Raw genomic sequence first — 17,611 nt, 5'->3', positions numbered from 1 at the left:
CCGCACGTGGCAGGTCAGTCCAAGGCGAACCTGGCGTACTCGGGCACGACGCCCGGGACGGAGATGTTGACGGTGAGGGACGAGGACTCTCCAGCCTCGGTGGGCACGACGAACTCCGCCACGAAGGAATACCGGGTGCTCAGGTCTGAGCTGCAGGAGGTGAGGGATGGCCCTCCACGGCCGAGGTCGATCGCACCCTGGCTGGCGTTCGTCCAGCTCCGCGTCACGGTCCCGCCACCGGATTCCTCCAGCCGTGCGGTACACCCGTCGGGCACGCCATCCGCCCCGGTGCTCGTCGGGTCAACCTCGACCGTGACCGATATCAGGTCGGTGCCGGCCGGGAGGTCACGCTCGCGCCCGGCTGCGCTGTCTGCGTTGACCCTGTCGGTCGCTTCGATGCGCCACCGTGCGTTGCCGTACTCGAGAGTTTCGCCTGCCGTGACGTTCACCGACCGGCTGGGCCCGTCCTCGACATACCGGATCCACTGGTTCGCGAACATGATCCCCAGCGTCGCCGGCAGGAGCACCAGAATGGCCAGCAACGCTCGGCCGTTGCGTCTCAGCCAACCCGCGCGCTCTCCGCCGCGACTCACCTGACGCCCCAATGGGGCAGGTCGACATCGATGCTCGGTTGCACGTCCAGTGCGGCCAGATCCACGGGCATCACGAGCAGGGAGTCGACGCGCGGGTCGGAATTCCTGGCGAGTTCGAGGGTGGCGCGTTGCGCAGCCGGAGCCGAGACGACGTCCGCGGGGAGTTCGAAAATGAGCGGGCCGGTCAGCGGGATGCCGGTGGCGGGACTGCCGGAAGCGAGGGTGGCGTCCCCCGGCCGGGTCGAGGCGCTGTATTCGGTGTCGCCCACCCGCAGCACGGCCGTGCCGAGGGCACTGACCCGGTCTTCCACCACAGCCTCGACGCTGAGCTCGACGACAACCCAGACGCCCGGCGTGCTGCCGGCCCAGCCGTTTCCGGCGCTCACCTCCTCCGTGATCGCGACGGAATGCACGGTGGCGCGAATGTCACGCCCGCTGGCCGGCTCCGCCAGCGTCGCCGCTACGACCATCGGTGAGTGCTGCAGCTCCCGGTTCGGCGTTGTGTGCAAGACGACCGACGCGACCGACAGGATGGCCAGCAGCGCCGCCCCGTTCGCGGCATACCGCCAGCGCGCGATCGGCGGGGTCATTCCGACACCCCGGCCCCGACGTCGCCCAGCTCCAGCTCGAGGGTGCCCGTCACGACCGGGTCGTCGTACAGTCCGCCGTAGGTGAGCTCGCCCTCGCTGATGAGCACGCGGTCGAGCAGGTGAACGGCGATAGAGTCGCCCTTCGCCACGGCGTCGCCGGCAACCTCCCAGATGAATGCGACCTCGACGGGCACGCCGGGTTGCGCGAACACCGTGCCGCTGCCGTCATCGATCACCAGGACGCGGGTCGGCGGCTCGGCCTGAGGCAAGCCGGACACCCCGCCCACCCGCATCCTGTCCGACTCGGCGGTGCCCAGTCGGATGGCCTCCCTGGTGGTGTTGTCCACCATCGCCCGCACGACGAGCAGCCGGTTGCCAGCGGCCGGAACCAGCAACTGCTCAGGAAAGGCGTCGATGAGCAGCGCCTGGCTGACGGTGACGGTGAGCTCGGAGCCGACGTGACGTTCACCGGCCGCGATGACCGGGGCAGCCTGGACCGGGGCGTCCTCGAGGCCGCCGAACAGGGCCGACAGCCCGAGGAGCACCGTCGTCACGCCGGTGACGAGCCACCGTGTCGGCAGCCGGTCGGCGAACTCGCGGACACGCTGACGCCAGGCGTTCTGCCCCGGTGCCGTGGTCTTCGTCACGCCGGGTGATTCGGGTGGACCGGCCTCTCGGTCATCCGGCACTGAGTCCCCCCTCGGTAGGCCATGGGGCCATCGTAGCGAGCGAATCGACCGTCGATGCGTTGTGCCCGTCGCTCCTCCACAGGCGGCCAGTTCGAGAACGTTTCCACCCCCGGTTCTGGACGGGTTGGAGTGTCGGTGGTGGGTGCGATTATCGGGGTATGAGCAGCCCGCTGAGCAGTTCCCGGCCGACCCGGATGACCCGGGTCACGACGCCCGCAGCCCCGATGCGGGCGCCCATGCGCAGGCGCACCGGGGTCGCCTCGCCCTGCAGGCGCAGGCGCAGGCCACCCTGGCGCGGAAGGTCGCCCAGGCCGGGAAGGCGCACCGGAGGATCGCGAAGGCGACCGCCGAACGGGCTCGTGCGCTCGCGGAGCTGCAGCGGTGGAGTTCCGACCCGGCCACCGCGAAACTCCTCAACCCCGACCACGCCGCCGAGTCGGCCCGCGGGCCGGTCCGCACCGACGCCGACGCGAGCCCGCGGAAGATCGCGGTGTGGGAGGACCAGGAGATCGCCCGCCGCACCATCACGACCGAGGTGGCCTGCTCGCTGCGGCTGGCCGATCGCACCGCGGAGAACCTGATCAGTGAATCGGCGATGTTCGCCGGCCCGATGCAGGCCACCCTCACGGCGATGAGCTCCGGCGAGATCAGTTACCGGCACGGGCAGGTGCTGATGGACCAACTCAGCTTCCTCCCGCGTGAGGAAGCGGCCGAGTTCGATGCGAGGCTGCTGCCCGAAGCGAAGGTCCTCACGGTGGGCAAACTCGCGGTGAAGGCGCGGCGGCTGCGGGAACGCGCGCACCCGGAGACGCTGACCACACGGGCCACCGCTGCGGTGGCCGAACGCGGGGTGTGGTGGGAGGGCCGGGCCGATGGCATGGGCACCCTGACCTGGTACGGCACCGCGGTGCAAACCCAGGCCGCGCACGACAGGTTGACCCGCATCGCCCAAGCCGCCCAGAACCAGGAGCGGCAGGACCCATCGATTCCCGAGAGGGGGCGGCGCACGATCGGCCAGATCTGCGCCGACGTCATGGCCGACCTGGTCCTGGACGGCGTCACCCCGACCGGCACCGGCGGCGGCATCCGCGGCAGCGTGATGGTCACCGTCCCGGTCTTCACCCTGATGGGCCGAACCATGGAACCGGGATTCCTCGAAGGGTACGGGCCGATCCCGGCCGACACCGCCCAGGAGATCGCGGCCGGAGCGCCCAGCTTCACCCGGCTGCTGGTACACCCGGAGACCGGGGCCGTGCTCTCGGTCGGCAAGGAACACTACCGGGTCCCGGCCGACACACGCCGGTGGTTGAGGCTGCGGGACGGCACCTGCCTCTTCCCCGGCTGCACCCGACCCGCCTCCCACAGCGATATCGACCACACCACCGCGTGGGAACACGGCGGACCCACCGACTCCGACAACCTGGCCCACCTCTGCCGCGACCACCACCGCGTCAAACACCACACCCTGTGGACCGTGGTGCAAGAACCCGGCGGGGTGCTGCGCTGGAACTCCCCCGCCGGGGAAACCCACCGCACCTACCCCGAAACCACCCTCGGACCACCACCCACCCTGGCCCCGACGACACAGCCGCCGGCTCCGCCCACGGTTCCGCCCGCACCACGGTCGGCGGAGCCCCCGACGAGCGACCTGCCCGAAGATCCGCCGTTCTGGACCTTGCCGCTCCTGGGAAAGCGCCCGAACACGGCCCGGATCAGCCCGTTCGAGGGGTGCCCGTGCGGCCCGGGGCGCAGAATCGGCTAGATTGGTTCAGCAGTACTGAAGGCACCTCACCATCGACACGGTGCCGCTGAACCGAATCGGAGTGTCATGACCAACGCTGACCGCGTTCCCGAAAAGCCCGCCCTCGAAGGGCTGGAAGCCAAGTGGGAGACCAGTTGGGAAGCACAGGGCACCTACCGCTTCGACCGCGCGGCCGCCACGAAGGAGTCGATCTTCTCGATCGACACTCCCCCGCCGACCGCCTCCGGCTCGCTGCACATCGGCCATGTCTTCAGCTACACGCACACCGACGTCGTCGCTCGCTTCCAGCGCATGCGCGGCAAGAGCGTCTTCTACCCGATGGGCTGGGATGACAACGGCCTGCCCACCGAACGACGTGTGCAGAACTTCTACGGCGTGCGCTGCGACCCGTCACTGCCGTACACGCCCGACTTCGTGCCGCCCTTCGCGGGCGGCGACGGCAAGAGCACCAAGGCCGCCGACCAGCTCCCCGTGAGCCGCCGCAACTTCATCGAACTCTGCGAACGCCTCACCGTCGAGGACGAGAAGCAGTTCGAGGAGCTGTGGCGCACCCTGGGCCTCAGCGTCGACTGGAACCAGAGCTACCGCACCATCGCGCCGGAGTCGATCACCGCCTCCCAGCTCGCTTTCGTCGGCAACGTCAACCGTGGCGAGGCCTACCAGGCCATGGCACCCACCCTCTGGGACGTCACCTTCCGCACTGCCGTCGCCCAGGCCGAACTCGAGGACAAGGAGATGCCGGCCGCGTACCACCGGGTCTCCTTCCACAAGCCGGATGGTTCCACCATCGAGATCGAGACCACCCGGCCGGAACTCCTCGCCGCCTGCGTCGCCCTTGTCGCGCATCCGGACGACGACCGCTACAAGCCGTTCTTCGGCAGCACGGTGCGCACCCCGGTGTTCGACGTCGAGATCCCGATTCTCGCTCACCACCTCGCCCAGAAGGACAAGGGCTCGGGGATCGCGATGATCTGCACCTTCGGCGACGTGACCGACGTGGTCTGGTGGCGTGAACTCGACCTTCCCAACCGGGCGATCATGGGCTTCGACGGCCGCATCATCGCCGAGGCCCCCGACGTCATCGTCACCCCGGCCGCGCAGGCCGCCTATGCCCAGCTCGCCGGCAAGACCGTCTTCTCGGCCAAGCAGGCCATGGTGGAGCTCCTCCGTGAGTCCGGCGACCTGATCGGAGACCCCAAGCCGATCGTGCACCCGGTCAAGTTCTTTGAAAAGGGTGACAAGCCCCTCGAGATCGTCTCCACCCGCCAGTGGTACATCCGCAACGGTGCCCGCGACGAGAAGCTCCGCGCCCGCCTGATCGAACACGGATCCGCTCTGCAGTGGCATCCTGAATTCATGCGCGTGCGCTACGAGAACTGGGTCAACGGCCTCACCGGTGACTGGCTTGTCTCCCGCCAGCGCTTCTTCGGAGTTCCCCTGCCCGTCTGGTACCCGCTCGACGCCGAGTCCAACCCGGTCTTCGACCAGCCGATCATCGCCACCGCCGACCTGCTTCCCGTGGACCCGTCCTCGGATGTGGCCCCCGGCTACACGGCCGAGCAGCGTGGAGCGGCCAACGGCTTCGTCGGCGAGGTCGACGTGATGGACACCTGGGCCACCTCGTCCCTCACCCCTCAGCTGGCCGGCGGTTGGGAGAGCGACCCCGAACTCTTCGACCTCGTGTACCCGTACTCGCTGCGTCCGCAGGGCCAGGACATCATCCGCACCTGGTTGTTCTCCACCCTCCTGCGCGCAGAACTCGAACACGGCGAATCGCCGTGGAAGCACGCGGCACTGTCGGGCTTCATCGTCGACCCCGACCGTAAGAAGATGTCCAAGTCCAAGGGCAACGTCGTCACTCCCGCCGACGTGCTCAACCAGCACGGTTCAGACGCCGTACGGTACTGGGCGGCGTCCTCGCGGCTGGGCACCGACGCGGCGTTCGACCCGAAGAACCCCACCCAGATCAAGATCGGCCGCCGCCTGGCGATCAAGATCCTCAACGCCAGCAAGTTCATCCTCGGCTTCGCCGGCGATGACGCAGCACCAGTGACCGAACCCATCGATGTGAGCATGCTCGCCCGGCTCGACGTCGTCGTCGGCCAGGCGACAGCCGCGTTCGACGCCTTCGACCATGCCCGTGCGCTCGAGACCGCCGAGAGCTTCTTCTGGACCTTCTGTGACGACTACCTCGAACTGGTCAAGGAACGCGCCTACGGCGAGCCCGGTCCGGAGCAGGCGTCGGCCGTTGCCGCGCTGCGTACCGCCCTGTCGACCCTGCTGCGCTTGTTTGCCCCGTTCGTGCCGTTCGCCACCGAAGAAGCCTGGTCGTGGTCCAACGACGACTCGGTGCACCGTGCCCAGTGGCCCGTCGGCTCTGGCAGGACGCCGGATGCCGACAGCCTCGCGCTGCTGGACCTGGCCAGCCGGGCGCTCACGGGCATCCGCCGGGCCAAGACCGACGCGAAGGCGTCACAGAAGTCTGCCGTCGTCTCCGCCACCATCGGCGGACCGGAAGCAGAGGTTGCCCTGCTCGCGCAGGTCGCCGCCGATTTGAAAGCAGTAGGCCGGATCACGGACTTGACCTTTGTCAAGGCCGATGAGCTGGTCGTAACTGATATCGTGCTCGCCACGGTGTCGGAAATCTAAGGAGAACCGCATGTCAATCAAGGTCCGCCCGCTGGGCGACAAAGACTTCTTCCCGTGGCTGGGCCTGCTCGAAGGGTATAGCGAGTTCTCCAAGAGCGACCTGACCGACCAGAAGGCTCTGCGTGTGTGGAGCTGGATCATCGACAAGAACCATGACCTCGACGGCGCTGTCGCGGTCGACGACAACGGGGATTTCGTCGGATTCACGCTCTACCGACCGTTCCCACGCACCCTCAGCGGCGACGTCGGACTGTTCATCGACGACCTCTTCGTCACCTCGGCCGTCCGTGACGGCGGGGTGAGCAAGTCCCTGCTGGAATTCGCCCGCGAGTACGCCAAGGCGCACAATTTCCGCACCCTGCAGTGGGTCACCACGGCAGACGACAAGTCCGCCAAGAAGCTCTACGACGAGGTCGGCACCCGCACCAGCTTGGTCACTTACCAGGCCGAGGTCTAACCATGCAGCTCGGAACTCGCTGGTCCCTCGGCGCAGAACCGCCGACCGGGCTGCCCGAGGTCGTCGTCATCGCCCTGCAGGCGGTCGAGGGCGACCTCGCGGCGCTGCCCGACGACACCAGCGCCTGGCGATGGACGTTGACCTGGCTGCAAGGCAACCCGGTCATCGAACTCGACGACGGCACCGTCATCCGGTTCGACCCGAAGGAAGACAGCGCCACCATCACGCAGCCCGCCATCGTCATGGACGATGACGAGGACTGGATCTAGTCTTCGTTCCGCCACTGCCCGTGTTCTCCTACCGCCTTAGCTCTCCCACCGCCACAGGGCGGCGAGCCCCAGTCCGCCCGCGATGCTCAGGGCGCTCAGGGACAGCTCACCCGCCGAAGCCCCGGCGCGGCACTGGCTGAGCAGGCGCAGGACCAGCAGCGCGCCGGACGCTCCGTAGGGGTGCCCGAGCGCGATGGCACCGCCCTGCAGGTTGGCGCGCTCCACCGGGACCGCCATCAGGTCCAGCGATGCCAGCGTCTGCGACGCGAACGCCTCGGTGAACTCGACCCGGCCCAGCTGCGCGGCCGATACACCGGTGCGGGCGAAGAGTCTGAGCGCAGCCGCCGCGCCGCCGATCCCGAGCAGGTTGGGGTCGACGCCCGCCGGCACCGCATCCACGAAGGCCAGGCAACCGGATGCGCCGAGAGAGGCCGCCCGCGCCCGGCTGGTGACAACCACAACCACGGCGCCATCCGCGTCGCCGCAAGAGTTACCGGCCGTGACAGTTCCCCCCGCAGTGAAGACCGCCGGGAACCGGGCCAGGAGGCTCCGGGTCAAGGTCGGCCGCGGTCCGGTATCCACCGAGACCGGCCCGTTCGCCGTCTCAACGTGGACGATCTCGGTCGCGAAGGCGCCCGCCTGCCCGGCCGCAACAGCGAGCCGGTGGCTGCGGAGGGCGAAGGAATCCTGCCGCTCGCGTTCGATGCCGTAGGCGGCCGCGACCGTCTCTGCCGCAACGCCCATGTCCGGGTCGCCGATGTCGTCGGGCGAGAATCGCACTCGGTCGTAGAAATCCGGGGCGCCGTCCGTGGAACTGAGCCGGTGGGCCCGCAGCGGCGCCGTGCTCGTGCTCTCGACTCCGCCCGCGAGGTACAGGCTGCCGGCACCGGCCTGCACGAGCCGGCAGGCGAGAACGATGGCCTCGAGGTCCGATCCGCACTGCCGGTCGATGGTCACCCCGGGAACGGCCGGCGGAAGTCCCGCCGTAAGCAGGGCCAGTCGCGCCACGTTGCCGCCGCCGGCCACGGCATTGCCGATGATCACGTCATCGACGTCTGCGGCGGGCAGGCCGCTGTCGGCCAGGACTGCCTCGAGCACCGGCGCCAGCAGCTCTGCGGCGGTCACGCCGCGGAGTGCCCCGTTGAAACGGGTGAACGCCGTGCGACGGCCCAGCATGATGACGGGCTGCCGGTCATCAGGGACGACACTCGGCGTGGGGCTGAGCGGATCAGCGGAGGCGAACGACACGGGGGTCCTCCTCCTCGATCCACCTGGCCAGCAGGCCGCGACTGACCTTGCCGGCCGGCGTCACGGGAAGCTCGGTCAGCCGGAAGAAATCACGCGGCCGGTGCTCGCCGGCCAGCGCTGAGATGCAGGCGTTCCGCAGCCGGGCGGCGTCCACCGCGGGCGGGGCGATCACAGCGGCGACGACCCGGGTGCCGACAACGGCATCGGGGCATCCCGTCACCACGGCGGCCTGCACTCCTGGCACCCGGTGCAGGGCGGCCTCCACCGCCTGCGGATACACATTGGTACCGGCGCTGACGATCATGTCGGCACGGCGACCCAGCACGTGCAGCACGCCGGACTCGTCGAGAAACCCTTGGTCGCCGACCGTGCACCAGGCGCCGACGCGGGTAAAAGCCTCGCCGTCATCACCCCACAGGTAGCCGTCACAGACGAAGTCGCTGGCAACCTGGATGGTTCCGGTCGCACCGGCGGGGAGCGGTCGGCCGTCGTCGTCCGCGATGCGGATGCTGACCCCGGGAAATGGTTGGCCCACGGCGCTGTCGGCACCGGCGCCGGCGCTGGCGGCAGCGTCGCCAGGGGCCACCGACGACGACGCGACGAAGCCCAGTTCGGCAGCGCCGTAATAGCTCACGATGGTGGCGTGGGGCGCCCACCGTTGCAGCAGCCCGGTGGTGGCCGCGTCGAGCCTGGCCCCACCGCTCACGATGCAGGTGAGGCCGCGATCCACCCGGCCGGCCGCCACCGCCCGGTCGGCGAGCATCCGCAGCACGGTCGGAACGGCCACCAGCCTGCTGATCCGTTCCCGCTCGAGGCAGCCCAGCACGGCCGCCACATCAAACCTCTCCAGGGCATGGAAGCTGCCGCCGGCCTGCAGCGATTCGGCCAACGCGTAGAGGTTGAGGCTGGCCGTGAGCGGACCCGGCGCGAGAGTGCGGTCATGCCGGGTGAGGTGCAGCACCTCGGCGCTGTGCTCGAGTGACCGCTGCCAGGACCGCCGCGTGCGGCGGAAGGCCTTGGGCAGGGAGGTTGTTCCCGAGGTGAATCCGTAGAGGAAGGTGGACTCTGCCGGACCGTCGGTAAGACGCCCCGCGGTGCCTCCTCCAGGACCGGACGCACCCGGCGCATTGCGCGCATCGGAGTCGGTGGCGATGCCGCGTAGGCGCCCCTCGACCTCGGCGCGCTGCTCCGCCGGCCAGTGCGGGTCGAGCATGGCGACGCATCCGCTGCCCGACACAGCCGCGAGGAAGTCAGCGACGACGTCGATGCTGTTGACCCTGTTGAGCACGGTGAGGCCGGTGCTGCCGGGGTGGTCGAGAATGCCTTGGCGCAACTGGGCATAGCTGACCTTGTCGTCGTCAACGGCCACGGCGACCTGGTCGGGGAACGACTCGGCCCAGAGTTGGACTGACGTGAGAATGGGCATCGGTACCATTTCTACCGCACTGTGCTGTTCCACTGCGCTGTGCTGTCCTATTGCACTGTGCTGTCCTACTGCGCTGTGCTGGTTCCTCGGCCATGTTAAGACGGACGGGCGGCGATGATCTCCCCGTGCGGCATGGCGAACCAGCCGTCCGGATCCTGAGACCACCGGTGCCACGCTGCACTGATCTCGTGCAGGTCGCTGAGCCTGGCAGCGCCGGATTCGATGGCGTGAGCGGCGAAGTCCGCCTCGATCGACCGCGCCGCCCAGGATTCGCCCCACCATTCTCGCTCCGCTTCCGACGAGAAACACCAGATCGATGCGCTGACGCTCACCGTGTCGAAACCGGCTTGCCTGGCCCAGGCTTTCAAGGCCCGGCCGGCGTCGGGGTCGCCGCCGTCCAGTTCGTGCACGGCCCGGTAGACCTGAAGCCACTTGGTGAGTCCAGGCGATTTCGGGTACCAGGCCACGGCGCCATAGTCCGCATCGCGGGCCGCGAGGATGCCGCCGGGCTTGAGGACCCGTCTCATCTCGCGCAACGCCGCCACCGGGTGCGGGAGGTGTTGCAACACTTGGTGCGCGTGCACGATGTCCACGGAGGCGTCCGCCGCCGGCAGCGTGTGAGCGTTCCCGACCGTGAACCGGGCGTTCTGCACTCCCCCATCGAAGGCCAGGCCTGCTGCCTGCTCAACGGCCAGTACCGACGGGTCCACGCCGAGAACGAGGCCAGGAGCGAGCCGCCGGGCCAGGTCGAGCGTGAGGGTGCCCGGCCCGCTCGAGACGTCGAGCAGGCTGAGACCGGGTCGCAGGTGCGGCAACAGGTAGCCGGCTGAATTCTCGGCCGTGCGCCAGGTCAGTACCCGCTGAGGGTGTTCCTGGCCGAACGGATGCCCGGCACGGGGTGCGGTCTCCTGTCGCTCCGGGGTGTCACCGACGCTATTCATGCCGACACTGTACGACGCCCGGGCCGGTTGTGAACCGCCCGCCAACCGTCGTCCTAGGCTGGGGACCATGGCCGACTCCCCGAATCCCTTCCTTGCTCCCAGCACCCTGCCGTACCAGCTGCCGCCCTTCGGAGAGATCCGCAACGAGCACTACCGTCCGGCGTTCGACGCCGGAATGGCCGAACAGCTCGCCGAGGTCACGGCCATCACAACGGATACGGCCGAGCCGACAATCGAGAACACCCTCGTCGCCCTCGAACGCAGCGGTCAGGTGCTGCAACGCGTTGCCACCGTGTTCTTCTCGCTGAGCTCGTCGGACTCGACCGACTTCGGCACTGCACTCGAAGAAGAACTCGCACCGCTGCTCGCCGCCCACACCGACGCCATCCGGCTCGACCCCGCACTGTACGCCCGGATCGCCGCCCTGTACGAGCGCCGCGATGCCCTCGACCTCGACCCGGAGACCGCATACCTGCTCGACCGGTATTTCACCGAGTACACGCTCGCCGGTGCCGGGCTCTCGGACGCCGACAAGATGACCCTGCGCGACCTGAACATGCGCCTGTCCACCCTCACCACCCGGTTCGAGAAGAACCTGCTCGCCGACACGAACGACCTCGCCGTCGTGATCGATGACGTCGCCGAGCTGGACGGACTCGGCGACGGCGAGATTTCGGCCGCCGCCGAGGCGGCCGCCGAACGCGGTCTGACCGGTAAGTACGTTCTCACCCTGGTACTGCCGACCAGCCATCCGTACCTCGCCTCACTCACGAATCGCACGGTACGCGAACGCCTGTTGACCGCCTCCCGCTCACGCGGCATCCGAGGCGGCCAGCACGACAACCGCGAGCTGGTGCTCGAGATCACCCGGTTGCGCGCCCGACGGGCCCGGCTGCTCGGCTTCGCCAGCCACGCAGCGTACGTCACGGCCGATGAAACCGCGAAGTCCCCCGAAGCCGTCGCCGAGATGCTGGACAGACTCGCACCCGCCGCCGCACGCAACGCTCGCGAGGAACAGCAGTCACTGCAGGCCGCGGTGCGGGCCGACGGCGGCGACTTCGAACTGGCGGCCTGGGACTGGGCGTTCTACACCGAGAAGGTACGACAGGCCCGATACGACGTCGACACGAGCGCCATGCGGCCCTACTTCGAACTGGAGCGGGTGCTGCACGACGGGGTCTTCTACGCTGCCACCCGGCTCTACGGGATCACCTTCACCGCACGGCCCGACCTCACCGCCTGGAATCCCGAGGCCCGGGTCTTCGAGGTCGCGAACGAGGACGGCTCCCCGGTGGGCCTGTACATCGCCGACTTCTACACCCGCGACGCCAAGCGCGGCGGTGCCTGGATGAACGCGCTGGTCTCGCAGTCCACTCTGCTGGGCACTCCCACCATCGTCACCAACAACCTCAACGTGCCCAAGCCCGCCGCCGGCTCCCCCACCCTGCTCAGCTTCGACGAGGTGACCACCCTGTTCCACGAGTTCGGTCATGCCCTGCACGGTCTCTTCGCGCAGGTCACCTACCCGCGCTTCGCCGGCACCAATGTCTACAGGGACTTCGTCGAATTCCCGAGTCAGGTCAACGAGATGTGGATGCTCTGGCCCGAGGTCCTGGCGAATTATGCCAGGCACTACCGCACCGGAGAGTCCATGCCGCAGGAGCTCGTGGACCGCATCCGCGAGTCGGCCACGTTCAACGAGGGATTCGCCACCAGCGAGTACCTTGCCGCCGCCCTGCTCGACCAGGCCTGGCACCGCATCACCGCCGACGACACGGTGGCGGACGTGGCCGCCTTCGAGGCGGCCGCGCTGGCCGCGGTGGGCCTGGACAACCCCGTGGTTCCCACCCGGTACGCGAGCACCTACTTCGCGCACACCTTCTCCGGCGGTTACGACGCGGGTTACTACTCCTACATCTGGAGCGAGGTGCTCGACGCGGACACCGTGGCCTGGTTCACCGAGAACGGTGGCCTGACCCGAGCCAACGGTGACAGGTTCCGTGACCGGCTCCTCGGCGTGGGCGGCAGCGGCGACCCGCTGGCCGCCTACAGGTCCTTCCGCGGTCGCGACGCGCACATCCAGCCGCTGCTCGACCGCCGAGGCCTCAACTAGCCACAACTGTTCCCCGTGCGGACAATTGTTGCCGGCACACCGGTCACAATTGCCCGCTTCGGCAACAGTTGCCTGGGCACACGCAGAACCGCCCCCGACGTGAGGTCGGGGGCGGTTCGGGGCAGACGGGACCGGTTACGCGGACTTCTCCTCGCGGCGAGCCGAGTGCAGCACGATGGTGGGAGCCGCGTTCTCGAGGACCGATTCGCGGGTGACCACGACGCGGGCGACATCCGTTGCAGACGGCACCTCGAACATGATCGGTCCGAGCACCTCCTCCATGATGGCGCGGAGGCCTCTGGCACCGGTCTTGCGCAGGACCGCAAGGTCGGCGATGGCCTCGAGCGCGGGCTGTTCGAAGTCCAGTTCCACACCGTCGAGCTCGAACATGCGCTGGTACTGGCGCACCAGGGCGTTCTTGGGCACCGTGAGGATCTGCATCAGGGCGACCTGGTCGAGCTGGGTGACGGTGGTCACCACGGGCAGCCGGCCGATGAATTCGGGGATCAGCCCGAACTTGTGCAGGTCTTCCGGCAGCACCTCACTGAAGAGGTTGATGTCATCGCCCTTGCTGTGCAGCGGGGCGCCGAAGCCGATGCCCTTCTTGCCGGCACGCTGGGAGATGATGTCGTCGAGCCCGGCGAAGGCGCCGGCAACGATGAACAGCACGTTGGTGGTGTCCACCTGGATGAACTCCTGGTGCGGATGCTTGCGGCCGCCCTGCGGCGGCACCGAGGCCACGGTTCCCTCGAGGATCTTCAGGAGCGCCTGCTGCACGCCCTCCCCCGACACGTCGCGGGTGATCGACGGGTTTTCGGCCTTGCGGGCGATCTTGTCGATCTCGTCGATGTAGATGATGCCGGTCTCGGCGCGCTTCACGTCGTAGTCGGCGGCCTGAATGAGCTTGAGGAGGATGTTCTCGACGTCTTCACCCACGTAGCCGGCCTCGGTGAGGGCCGTGGCGTCCGCGACGGCGAACGGCACGTTGAGCCGCTTCGCGAGGGTCTGGGCGAGGTAGGTCTTGCCGCAACCGGTGGGGCCGATCAGCAGGATGTTGGACTTGGCGATCTCGACGTCGTCATGGATGGCGTCGGCCGCGGTCAGGGTGGCGCGGCTGCGCACGCGCTTGTAGTGGTTGTAGACGGCCACGGCGAGGGCTCGCTTGGCGGCTTCCTGCCCGATGACGTACTCCTCGAGGAATCCGAAGATCTCGCGGGGCTTGGGCAGCTCGAATTCGCTGCCGACTTCTTCGGCTCCGGCCTCGGCCAGACGTTCTTCGATGATCTCGTTGCAGAGCTCAACGCATTCATCGCAGATGTACACGCCGGGTCCGGCAATGAGCTGCTGCACCTGCTTCTGGCTCTTTCCGCAGAAAGAACACTTCAACAGGTCGGCGCTCTCGCCTATTCGGGCCATCCGTGAGCCTCCTCCATCAATGACGCTGAATTCGAGCCTAGCTTGTGCGTGTGACAGATGCGTGCAGCCACGGAACAATGCGAAACGGCGCGCCGCCTCGGGGCGACGCGCCGTTCGGCGAACAGGCTGACCAGAGGGCCAACCCGTTTGTTGCGGTACTACTTGACCAGCGTGGGCACGTTCTTGCGGCTGGTCAGGATCTGGTCGATCAGACCGTATTCGAGGGCCTCTTTCGAGCCGAGGATCTTGTCGCGGTCGATGTCCTTGTGGACCTGCTCCTTGGTGCGGTTGGAGTGACCGGCGAGGGTCTCTTCCAGCCATTCGCGCATCCGCTGGATCTCGGCCGCCTGGATCTCGATGTCGGAGGCCTGGCCGCCGCCCTGGCCGCCGGCCGACGGCTGGTGGATGAGGATGCGGGCGTTCGGCAACGCGAGGCGCTTGCCGGGTGTTCCACCGGCCAGCAGCACGGCGGCGGCGGAGGCCGCCTGGCCGAGGCAGACCGTCTGGATGTGCGGACGGATGTACTGCATGGTGTCGTAGATCGCCGTCATCGCGGTGAAGGACCCACCGGGCGAGTTGATGTACATCACGATGTCGCGGTCGGGGTCCTGGCTCTCGAGGACCAGGAGCTGGGCCATGACGTCGTCGGCCGAGGCGTCGTCAACCTGCACGCCGAGGAAGATGATGCGGTCCTCGAACAGCTTGGCGTACGGGTCCTGACGCTTGTAGCCGTAGGCGGTGCGCTCCTCGAAGGTGGGGAGGATGTAGCGCGACTGCGGGGCCTGCGGGGCCATTCCGCCGGGTGCCATTCCGCCGGCCTGGTGGCCAAAATTAGTGAATTCCATTTTCTGCCCGTCCTACTTCTTGTTCACTGAGTCGTCGGTGCCGCCGCCGCCGACAACCTGCGTCGCAGATTCGCGCAGGTGGTCAACGAATCCATAGTCCAGGGCTTCCTGGGCGGTGAACCAGTTGTCGCGGTCGTTGTCGATGAGGATCTGCTCGACCGACTTGCCGGTCTGCTCGGCCGTGAGCTCGGCCATCCGCTTCTTCATGTCGAGGATGACCTTGGCCTGGGTCTGGATGTCGGCCGCCGTGCCGCCGAATCCACCGGACGGCTGGTGCAGCAGCACGCGCGCGTTCGGGGTGATGTACCGTTTGCCCTTGGTGCCGGAGGAGAGCAGGAACTGGCCCATCGAGGCCGCCAGTCCGATTCCCACGGTGACGATGTCGTTCGATACGAACTTCATGGTGTCGTAGATTGCCATGCCCGCGGTGATCGAGCCACCGGGTGAGTTGATGTAGAGGAAGATGTCCCGCTGCGAGTCCTCTGCGGCCAGCAGCAGGATCTTGGCACAGATCTCGTTGGCGTTGTCGTCCCGCACCTCTGAGCCGAGCCAGATGATGCGGTCGGCCAGCAGTTTGTCAAAAACGCCGGGTGTAAGTGCCATTTCGGCCATGTCGCGCTCCGTTTCGCTTGTCGCTTCAGAATGAATCTATAGGGTCCAACGCGCGCAAAAGGCTCTGTTCGCCCTCGGCAGATTCACGCCGTCGGCGCCACACGCAGAACGGGCCGGATGTCCGCAGACATCCGACCCGTTTACCAGCGCCATCAGGCGTCTGGGTTACTTCTTTGCAGCAGCCTTCTTCTTCGGCTTGGCCTTGGCGGCCGGGGCCTCCTCGGCTGCTTCGTCAGAGGCGGCTTCGTCAGAAGCAGCTTCGTCGGTGGCCTCATCGGCTGCAGGCTCGTCGTCGACGACGGCCGTGAACTCGGACAGGTCGACGGAGGCACCGTTGGAGTCGGTGACCTCGGCCTTGCCCAGGGCGATCGCGAGGGCCTTGTTGCGGGCAACCTCGGCGACCATGGACGGGATCTGGCCGTTGCCGGACAGGGCCTGAACGAACTCGCTCGGGTCCATGCCGTACTGCGAGGCACCCTGGATCAGGTACTGGGTGAGCTCGTCCTGGCTGACCTTGACCTTCTCGGCCTCGGCGATGGTGTCGAGCAGGATCTGCTGACGGAAGGTCTTCTCGCTGGCCTCGGTGACCTCGGCGCGGTGGGTCTCGTCTTCGAGGCGGTTCTCGCCCTCGAGGTGACGGTGCACCTCGTCGGCGATGATGGCCTCGGGGATCGGGACCTCGACGGAGGAGAGCAGCTGCTCGATGAGCAGCTCGCGGGCCTGGTTGCCCTGGCCGAAGACCTTGGAACGGCCGACCTGAACCTTGAGGCTCTCGGTGAGCTCGTCGATGGTGTCGAACTCGCTGGCGATCTGCGCGAAGTCGTCGTCGGCGGTGGGAAGCTCGCGCTCCTTGACAGCGATGACGGTGACGGTGATCTCCGCGGTCTCGCCCTCGTGGTCGCCGCCGAGCAGCTTGGAGGCGAAGGTGGTGGTCTCACCGGCGGTGAGGGACTCGAGGGCCTCGTCGATGCCCTCGATGAGGTCGCCGGAGCCGACCTCGTAGGAGATGCCGCTGGCGTTGTCGACCTCGACACCGTTGACGGATGCGACGAGGTCGATCTGGGCGAAGTCGCCCGAGGTGGCGGGACGGTCGACCGTGATCAGCGTGCCGAAGCGGCTGCGCAGGGTGTTGAGCTCTTCGGTGACCTCGTCGTCGGAGATCTCGACGGCGTCGACGGTGAGCTTGATGCCCTCGTAGACGGGCAGGTCGATCTCGGGACGCACGTCGACCTCGATGGCCAGCTGCAGGTCTCCGGAGAAGTCCTTGTCGCTGGGCCACTCGACGATGTCGGCCTCCGGACGGCCGAGCGGGCGCAGCTTGTGCTCGTCAACGGCCTTGCGGTAGAAACCGTCGAGGCTCTCGTTGACGGCGTGCTCCAGCACGGCGGACTTGCCGACGCGCTGGTCGATGATCGCGGGCGGAACCTTGCCCTTGCGGAAGCCGGGGATGTTGATGTCTTCGGCGATGTGCCCGTAGGCGTGGGTGATGCTGGGCTTCAGCTCTTCCGGAGTCACCGAGATGGTGACCTTGGCGCGCGTGGGGCTCAGCTTTTCTACCGTGGACTTCACGTTTAAATCTCCTGTGTTCGACAGATTATGTTCGACAGATGTGCAGGGGGGTGATGGTCGGGGCGACAGGATTCGAACCTGCGACCTCTCGGTCCCAAACCGAGCGCTCTACCAAGCTGAGCTACGCCCCGGATGTCATCTCACCCGTTGGGGCCACCAACTTGGCACGCATACTCACGCGACAGGCGGATTGACCTCCGTCAGTCTAGTGCACCACCCGCAGCCCGGGGCGTCCCTGAGCGGATTCCGGGCGCGTTCCGGGGTGTTTGTCGGCGCTGGGGGAAATCGCGCACCGAAACCTGTACTACGATATTCGAGTGCCAGCAGGTGTGGCACATGGGGATGTAGCTCAATGGTAGAGCCTCAGTTTTCCAAACTGATGGCGCGGGTTCGATTCCCGTCATCCCCTCCATATTGCAAGGGTCTCGGGCC

15 protein-coding genes and 2 tRNA genes are annotated in these 17,611 nt (G+C 67.6%); 6 read left to right on the top strand and 11 right to left on the bottom strand.

Annotated features, from left to right (window positions below; genetic code table 11):
- Positions 1-14 precede the first annotated feature (14 nt).
- Genes RCH12_RS09515 through RCH12_RS09505 form a run of 3 tightly spaced genes read right to left on the bottom strand, consistent with a single transcriptional unit; the run spans position 15 to position 1,830 of the window.
- On the bottom strand, positions 15-593 hold the full coding sequence (locus RCH12_RS09515) for a hypothetical protein (protein ID WP_327016718.1): 579 nt from the start codon (positions 591-593) through the stop codon (positions 15-17).
- On the bottom strand, positions 590-1,183 hold the full coding sequence (locus RCH12_RS09510) for a hypothetical protein (RefSeq protein WP_327016717.1): 594 nt from the start codon (positions 1,181-1,183) through the stop codon (positions 590-592). The genes RCH12_RS09515 and RCH12_RS09510 overlap by 4 nt, the downstream gene beginning before the upstream one ends.
- The gene (locus RCH12_RS09505; protein ID WP_327016716.1) at positions 1,180-1,830 is read right to left on the bottom strand and encodes a hypothetical protein; all 651 of its coding nucleotides are present in this window, start codon (positions 1,828-1,830) and stop codon (positions 1,180-1,182) included. The genes RCH12_RS09510 and RCH12_RS09505 overlap by 4 nt, the downstream gene beginning before the upstream one ends.
- A gap of 184 nt (positions 1,831-2,014) precedes the next feature.
- On the opposite strand from RCH12_RS09505, the gene RCH12_RS09500 reads away from it, so the two are divergent.
- From RCH12_RS09500 to RCH12_RS09485, 4 genes are all read left to right on the top strand, one after another.
- Positions 2,015-3,634: an HNH endonuclease signature motif containing protein gene (locus RCH12_RS09500; protein ID WP_327016715.1), complete on the top strand. Its 1,620-nt coding sequence runs from the start codon at positions 2,015-2,017 to the stop codon at positions 3,632-3,634.
- A 66-nt stretch (positions 3,635-3,700) separates the two neighbouring features.
- Positions 3,701-6,283, top strand: coding sequence for a valine--tRNA ligase (gene valS / locus RCH12_RS09495; protein ID WP_327016714.1), 2,583 nt, complete (start codon positions 3,701-3,703; stop codon positions 6,281-6,283).
- A gap of 10 nt (positions 6,284-6,293) precedes the next feature.
- Positions 6,294-6,740, top strand: coding sequence for a GNAT family N-acetyltransferase (locus tag RCH12_RS09490; protein ID WP_327016713.1), 447 nt, complete (start codon positions 6,294-6,296; stop codon positions 6,738-6,740).
- A 2-nt stretch (positions 6,741-6,742) separates the two neighbouring features.
- Positions 6,743-7,009 (top strand): hypothetical protein, encoded by a 267-nt coding sequence (locus RCH12_RS09485; protein ID WP_327016712.1) that lies wholly within the window; start codon positions 6,743-6,745, stop codon positions 7,007-7,009.
- Positions 7,010-7,045: 36 nt separating this feature from the next.
- Here RCH12_RS09485 and RCH12_RS09480 read toward each other — a convergent pair whose 3' ends face one another.
- The 3 genes from RCH12_RS09480 to RCH12_RS09470 all read right to left on the bottom strand — a co-directional run bounded on the left by RCH12_RS09480 (position 7,046) and on the right by RCH12_RS09470 (position 10,624).
- A complete protein-coding gene (locus tag RCH12_RS09480; RefSeq protein ID WP_442784571.1) occupies positions 7,046-8,257 on the bottom strand; it encodes a thiolase family protein in 1,212 nt (403 codons plus the stop codon).
- Positions 8,238-9,683: a class I adenylate-forming enzyme family protein gene (locus RCH12_RS09475; RefSeq protein WP_327016711.1), complete on the bottom strand. Its 1,446-nt coding sequence runs from the start codon at positions 9,681-9,683 to the stop codon at positions 8,238-8,240. Before RCH12_RS09475 ends, RCH12_RS09480 begins: the two co-directional genes overlap by 20 nt.
- Before the next feature lie 95 nt (positions 9,684-9,778).
- Complete coding sequence (locus RCH12_RS09470; RefSeq protein WP_327016710.1) at positions 9,779-10,624, bottom strand: class I SAM-dependent methyltransferase; 846 nt, start codon at positions 10,622-10,624, stop codon at positions 9,779-9,781.
- A 67-nt stretch (positions 10,625-10,691) separates the two neighbouring features.
- On the opposite strand from RCH12_RS09470, the gene RCH12_RS09465 reads away from it, so the two are divergent.
- The gene (locus RCH12_RS09465; RefSeq protein WP_327016709.1) at positions 10,692-12,737 is read left to right on the top strand and encodes a M3 family metallopeptidase; all 2,046 of its coding nucleotides are present in this window, start codon (positions 10,692-10,694) and stop codon (positions 12,735-12,737) included.
- 135 nt (positions 12,738-12,872) lie between these two features.
- Here the strand turns inward: RCH12_RS09465 and clpX are convergent, their stop codons facing one another.
- The 5 genes from clpX to RCH12_RS09440 all read right to left on the bottom strand — a co-directional run bounded on the left by clpX (position 12,873) and on the right by RCH12_RS09440 (position 17,310).
- Entirely contained in the window at positions 12,873-14,153 is a 1,281-nt protein-coding gene (gene clpX / locus RCH12_RS09460; protein WP_088456390.1) for an ATP-dependent Clp protease ATP-binding subunit ClpX, read from the bottom strand.
- Between the two features lie 158 nt (positions 14,154-14,311).
- Complete coding sequence (locus tag RCH12_RS09455; protein ID WP_370028119.1) at positions 14,312-14,998, bottom strand: ATP-dependent Clp protease proteolytic subunit; 687 nt, start codon at positions 14,996-14,998, stop codon at positions 14,312-14,314.
- A 12-nt stretch (positions 14,999-15,010) separates the two neighbouring features.
- Positions 15,011-15,610, bottom strand: a complete 600-nt coding sequence (locus tag RCH12_RS09450; RefSeq protein WP_088456392.1) for an ATP-dependent Clp protease proteolytic subunit — start codon at positions 15,608-15,610, stop codon at positions 15,011-15,013.
- Between the two features lie 165 nt (positions 15,611-15,775).
- Entirely contained in the window at positions 15,776-17,179 is a 1,404-nt protein-coding gene (gene tig, locus RCH12_RS09445) for a trigger factor (protein WP_103431985.1), read from the bottom strand.
- Positions 17,180-17,233: 54 nt separating this feature from the next.
- A tRNA-Pro gene (locus RCH12_RS09440) sits at positions 17,234-17,310 on the bottom strand.
- 207 nt (positions 17,311-17,517) lie between these two features.
- Here RCH12_RS09440 and RCH12_RS09435 point away from each other — a divergent pair.
- A tRNA-Gly gene (locus RCH12_RS09435) sits at positions 17,518-17,591 on the top strand.
- Positions 17,592-17,611: the final 20 nt, after the last annotated feature.

It is taken from the genome of Cryobacterium sp. MP_3.1, assembly GCF_035984795.1.
GTDB classification, from domain to species: Bacteria; Actinomycetota; Actinomycetes; order Actinomycetales; family Microbacteriaceae; genus Cryobacterium; species Cryobacterium zongtaii.
The sequence above is the reverse complement of the archived record's forward strand: the minus strand, read 5'-3'. Positions and strand labels throughout refer to the sequence as shown.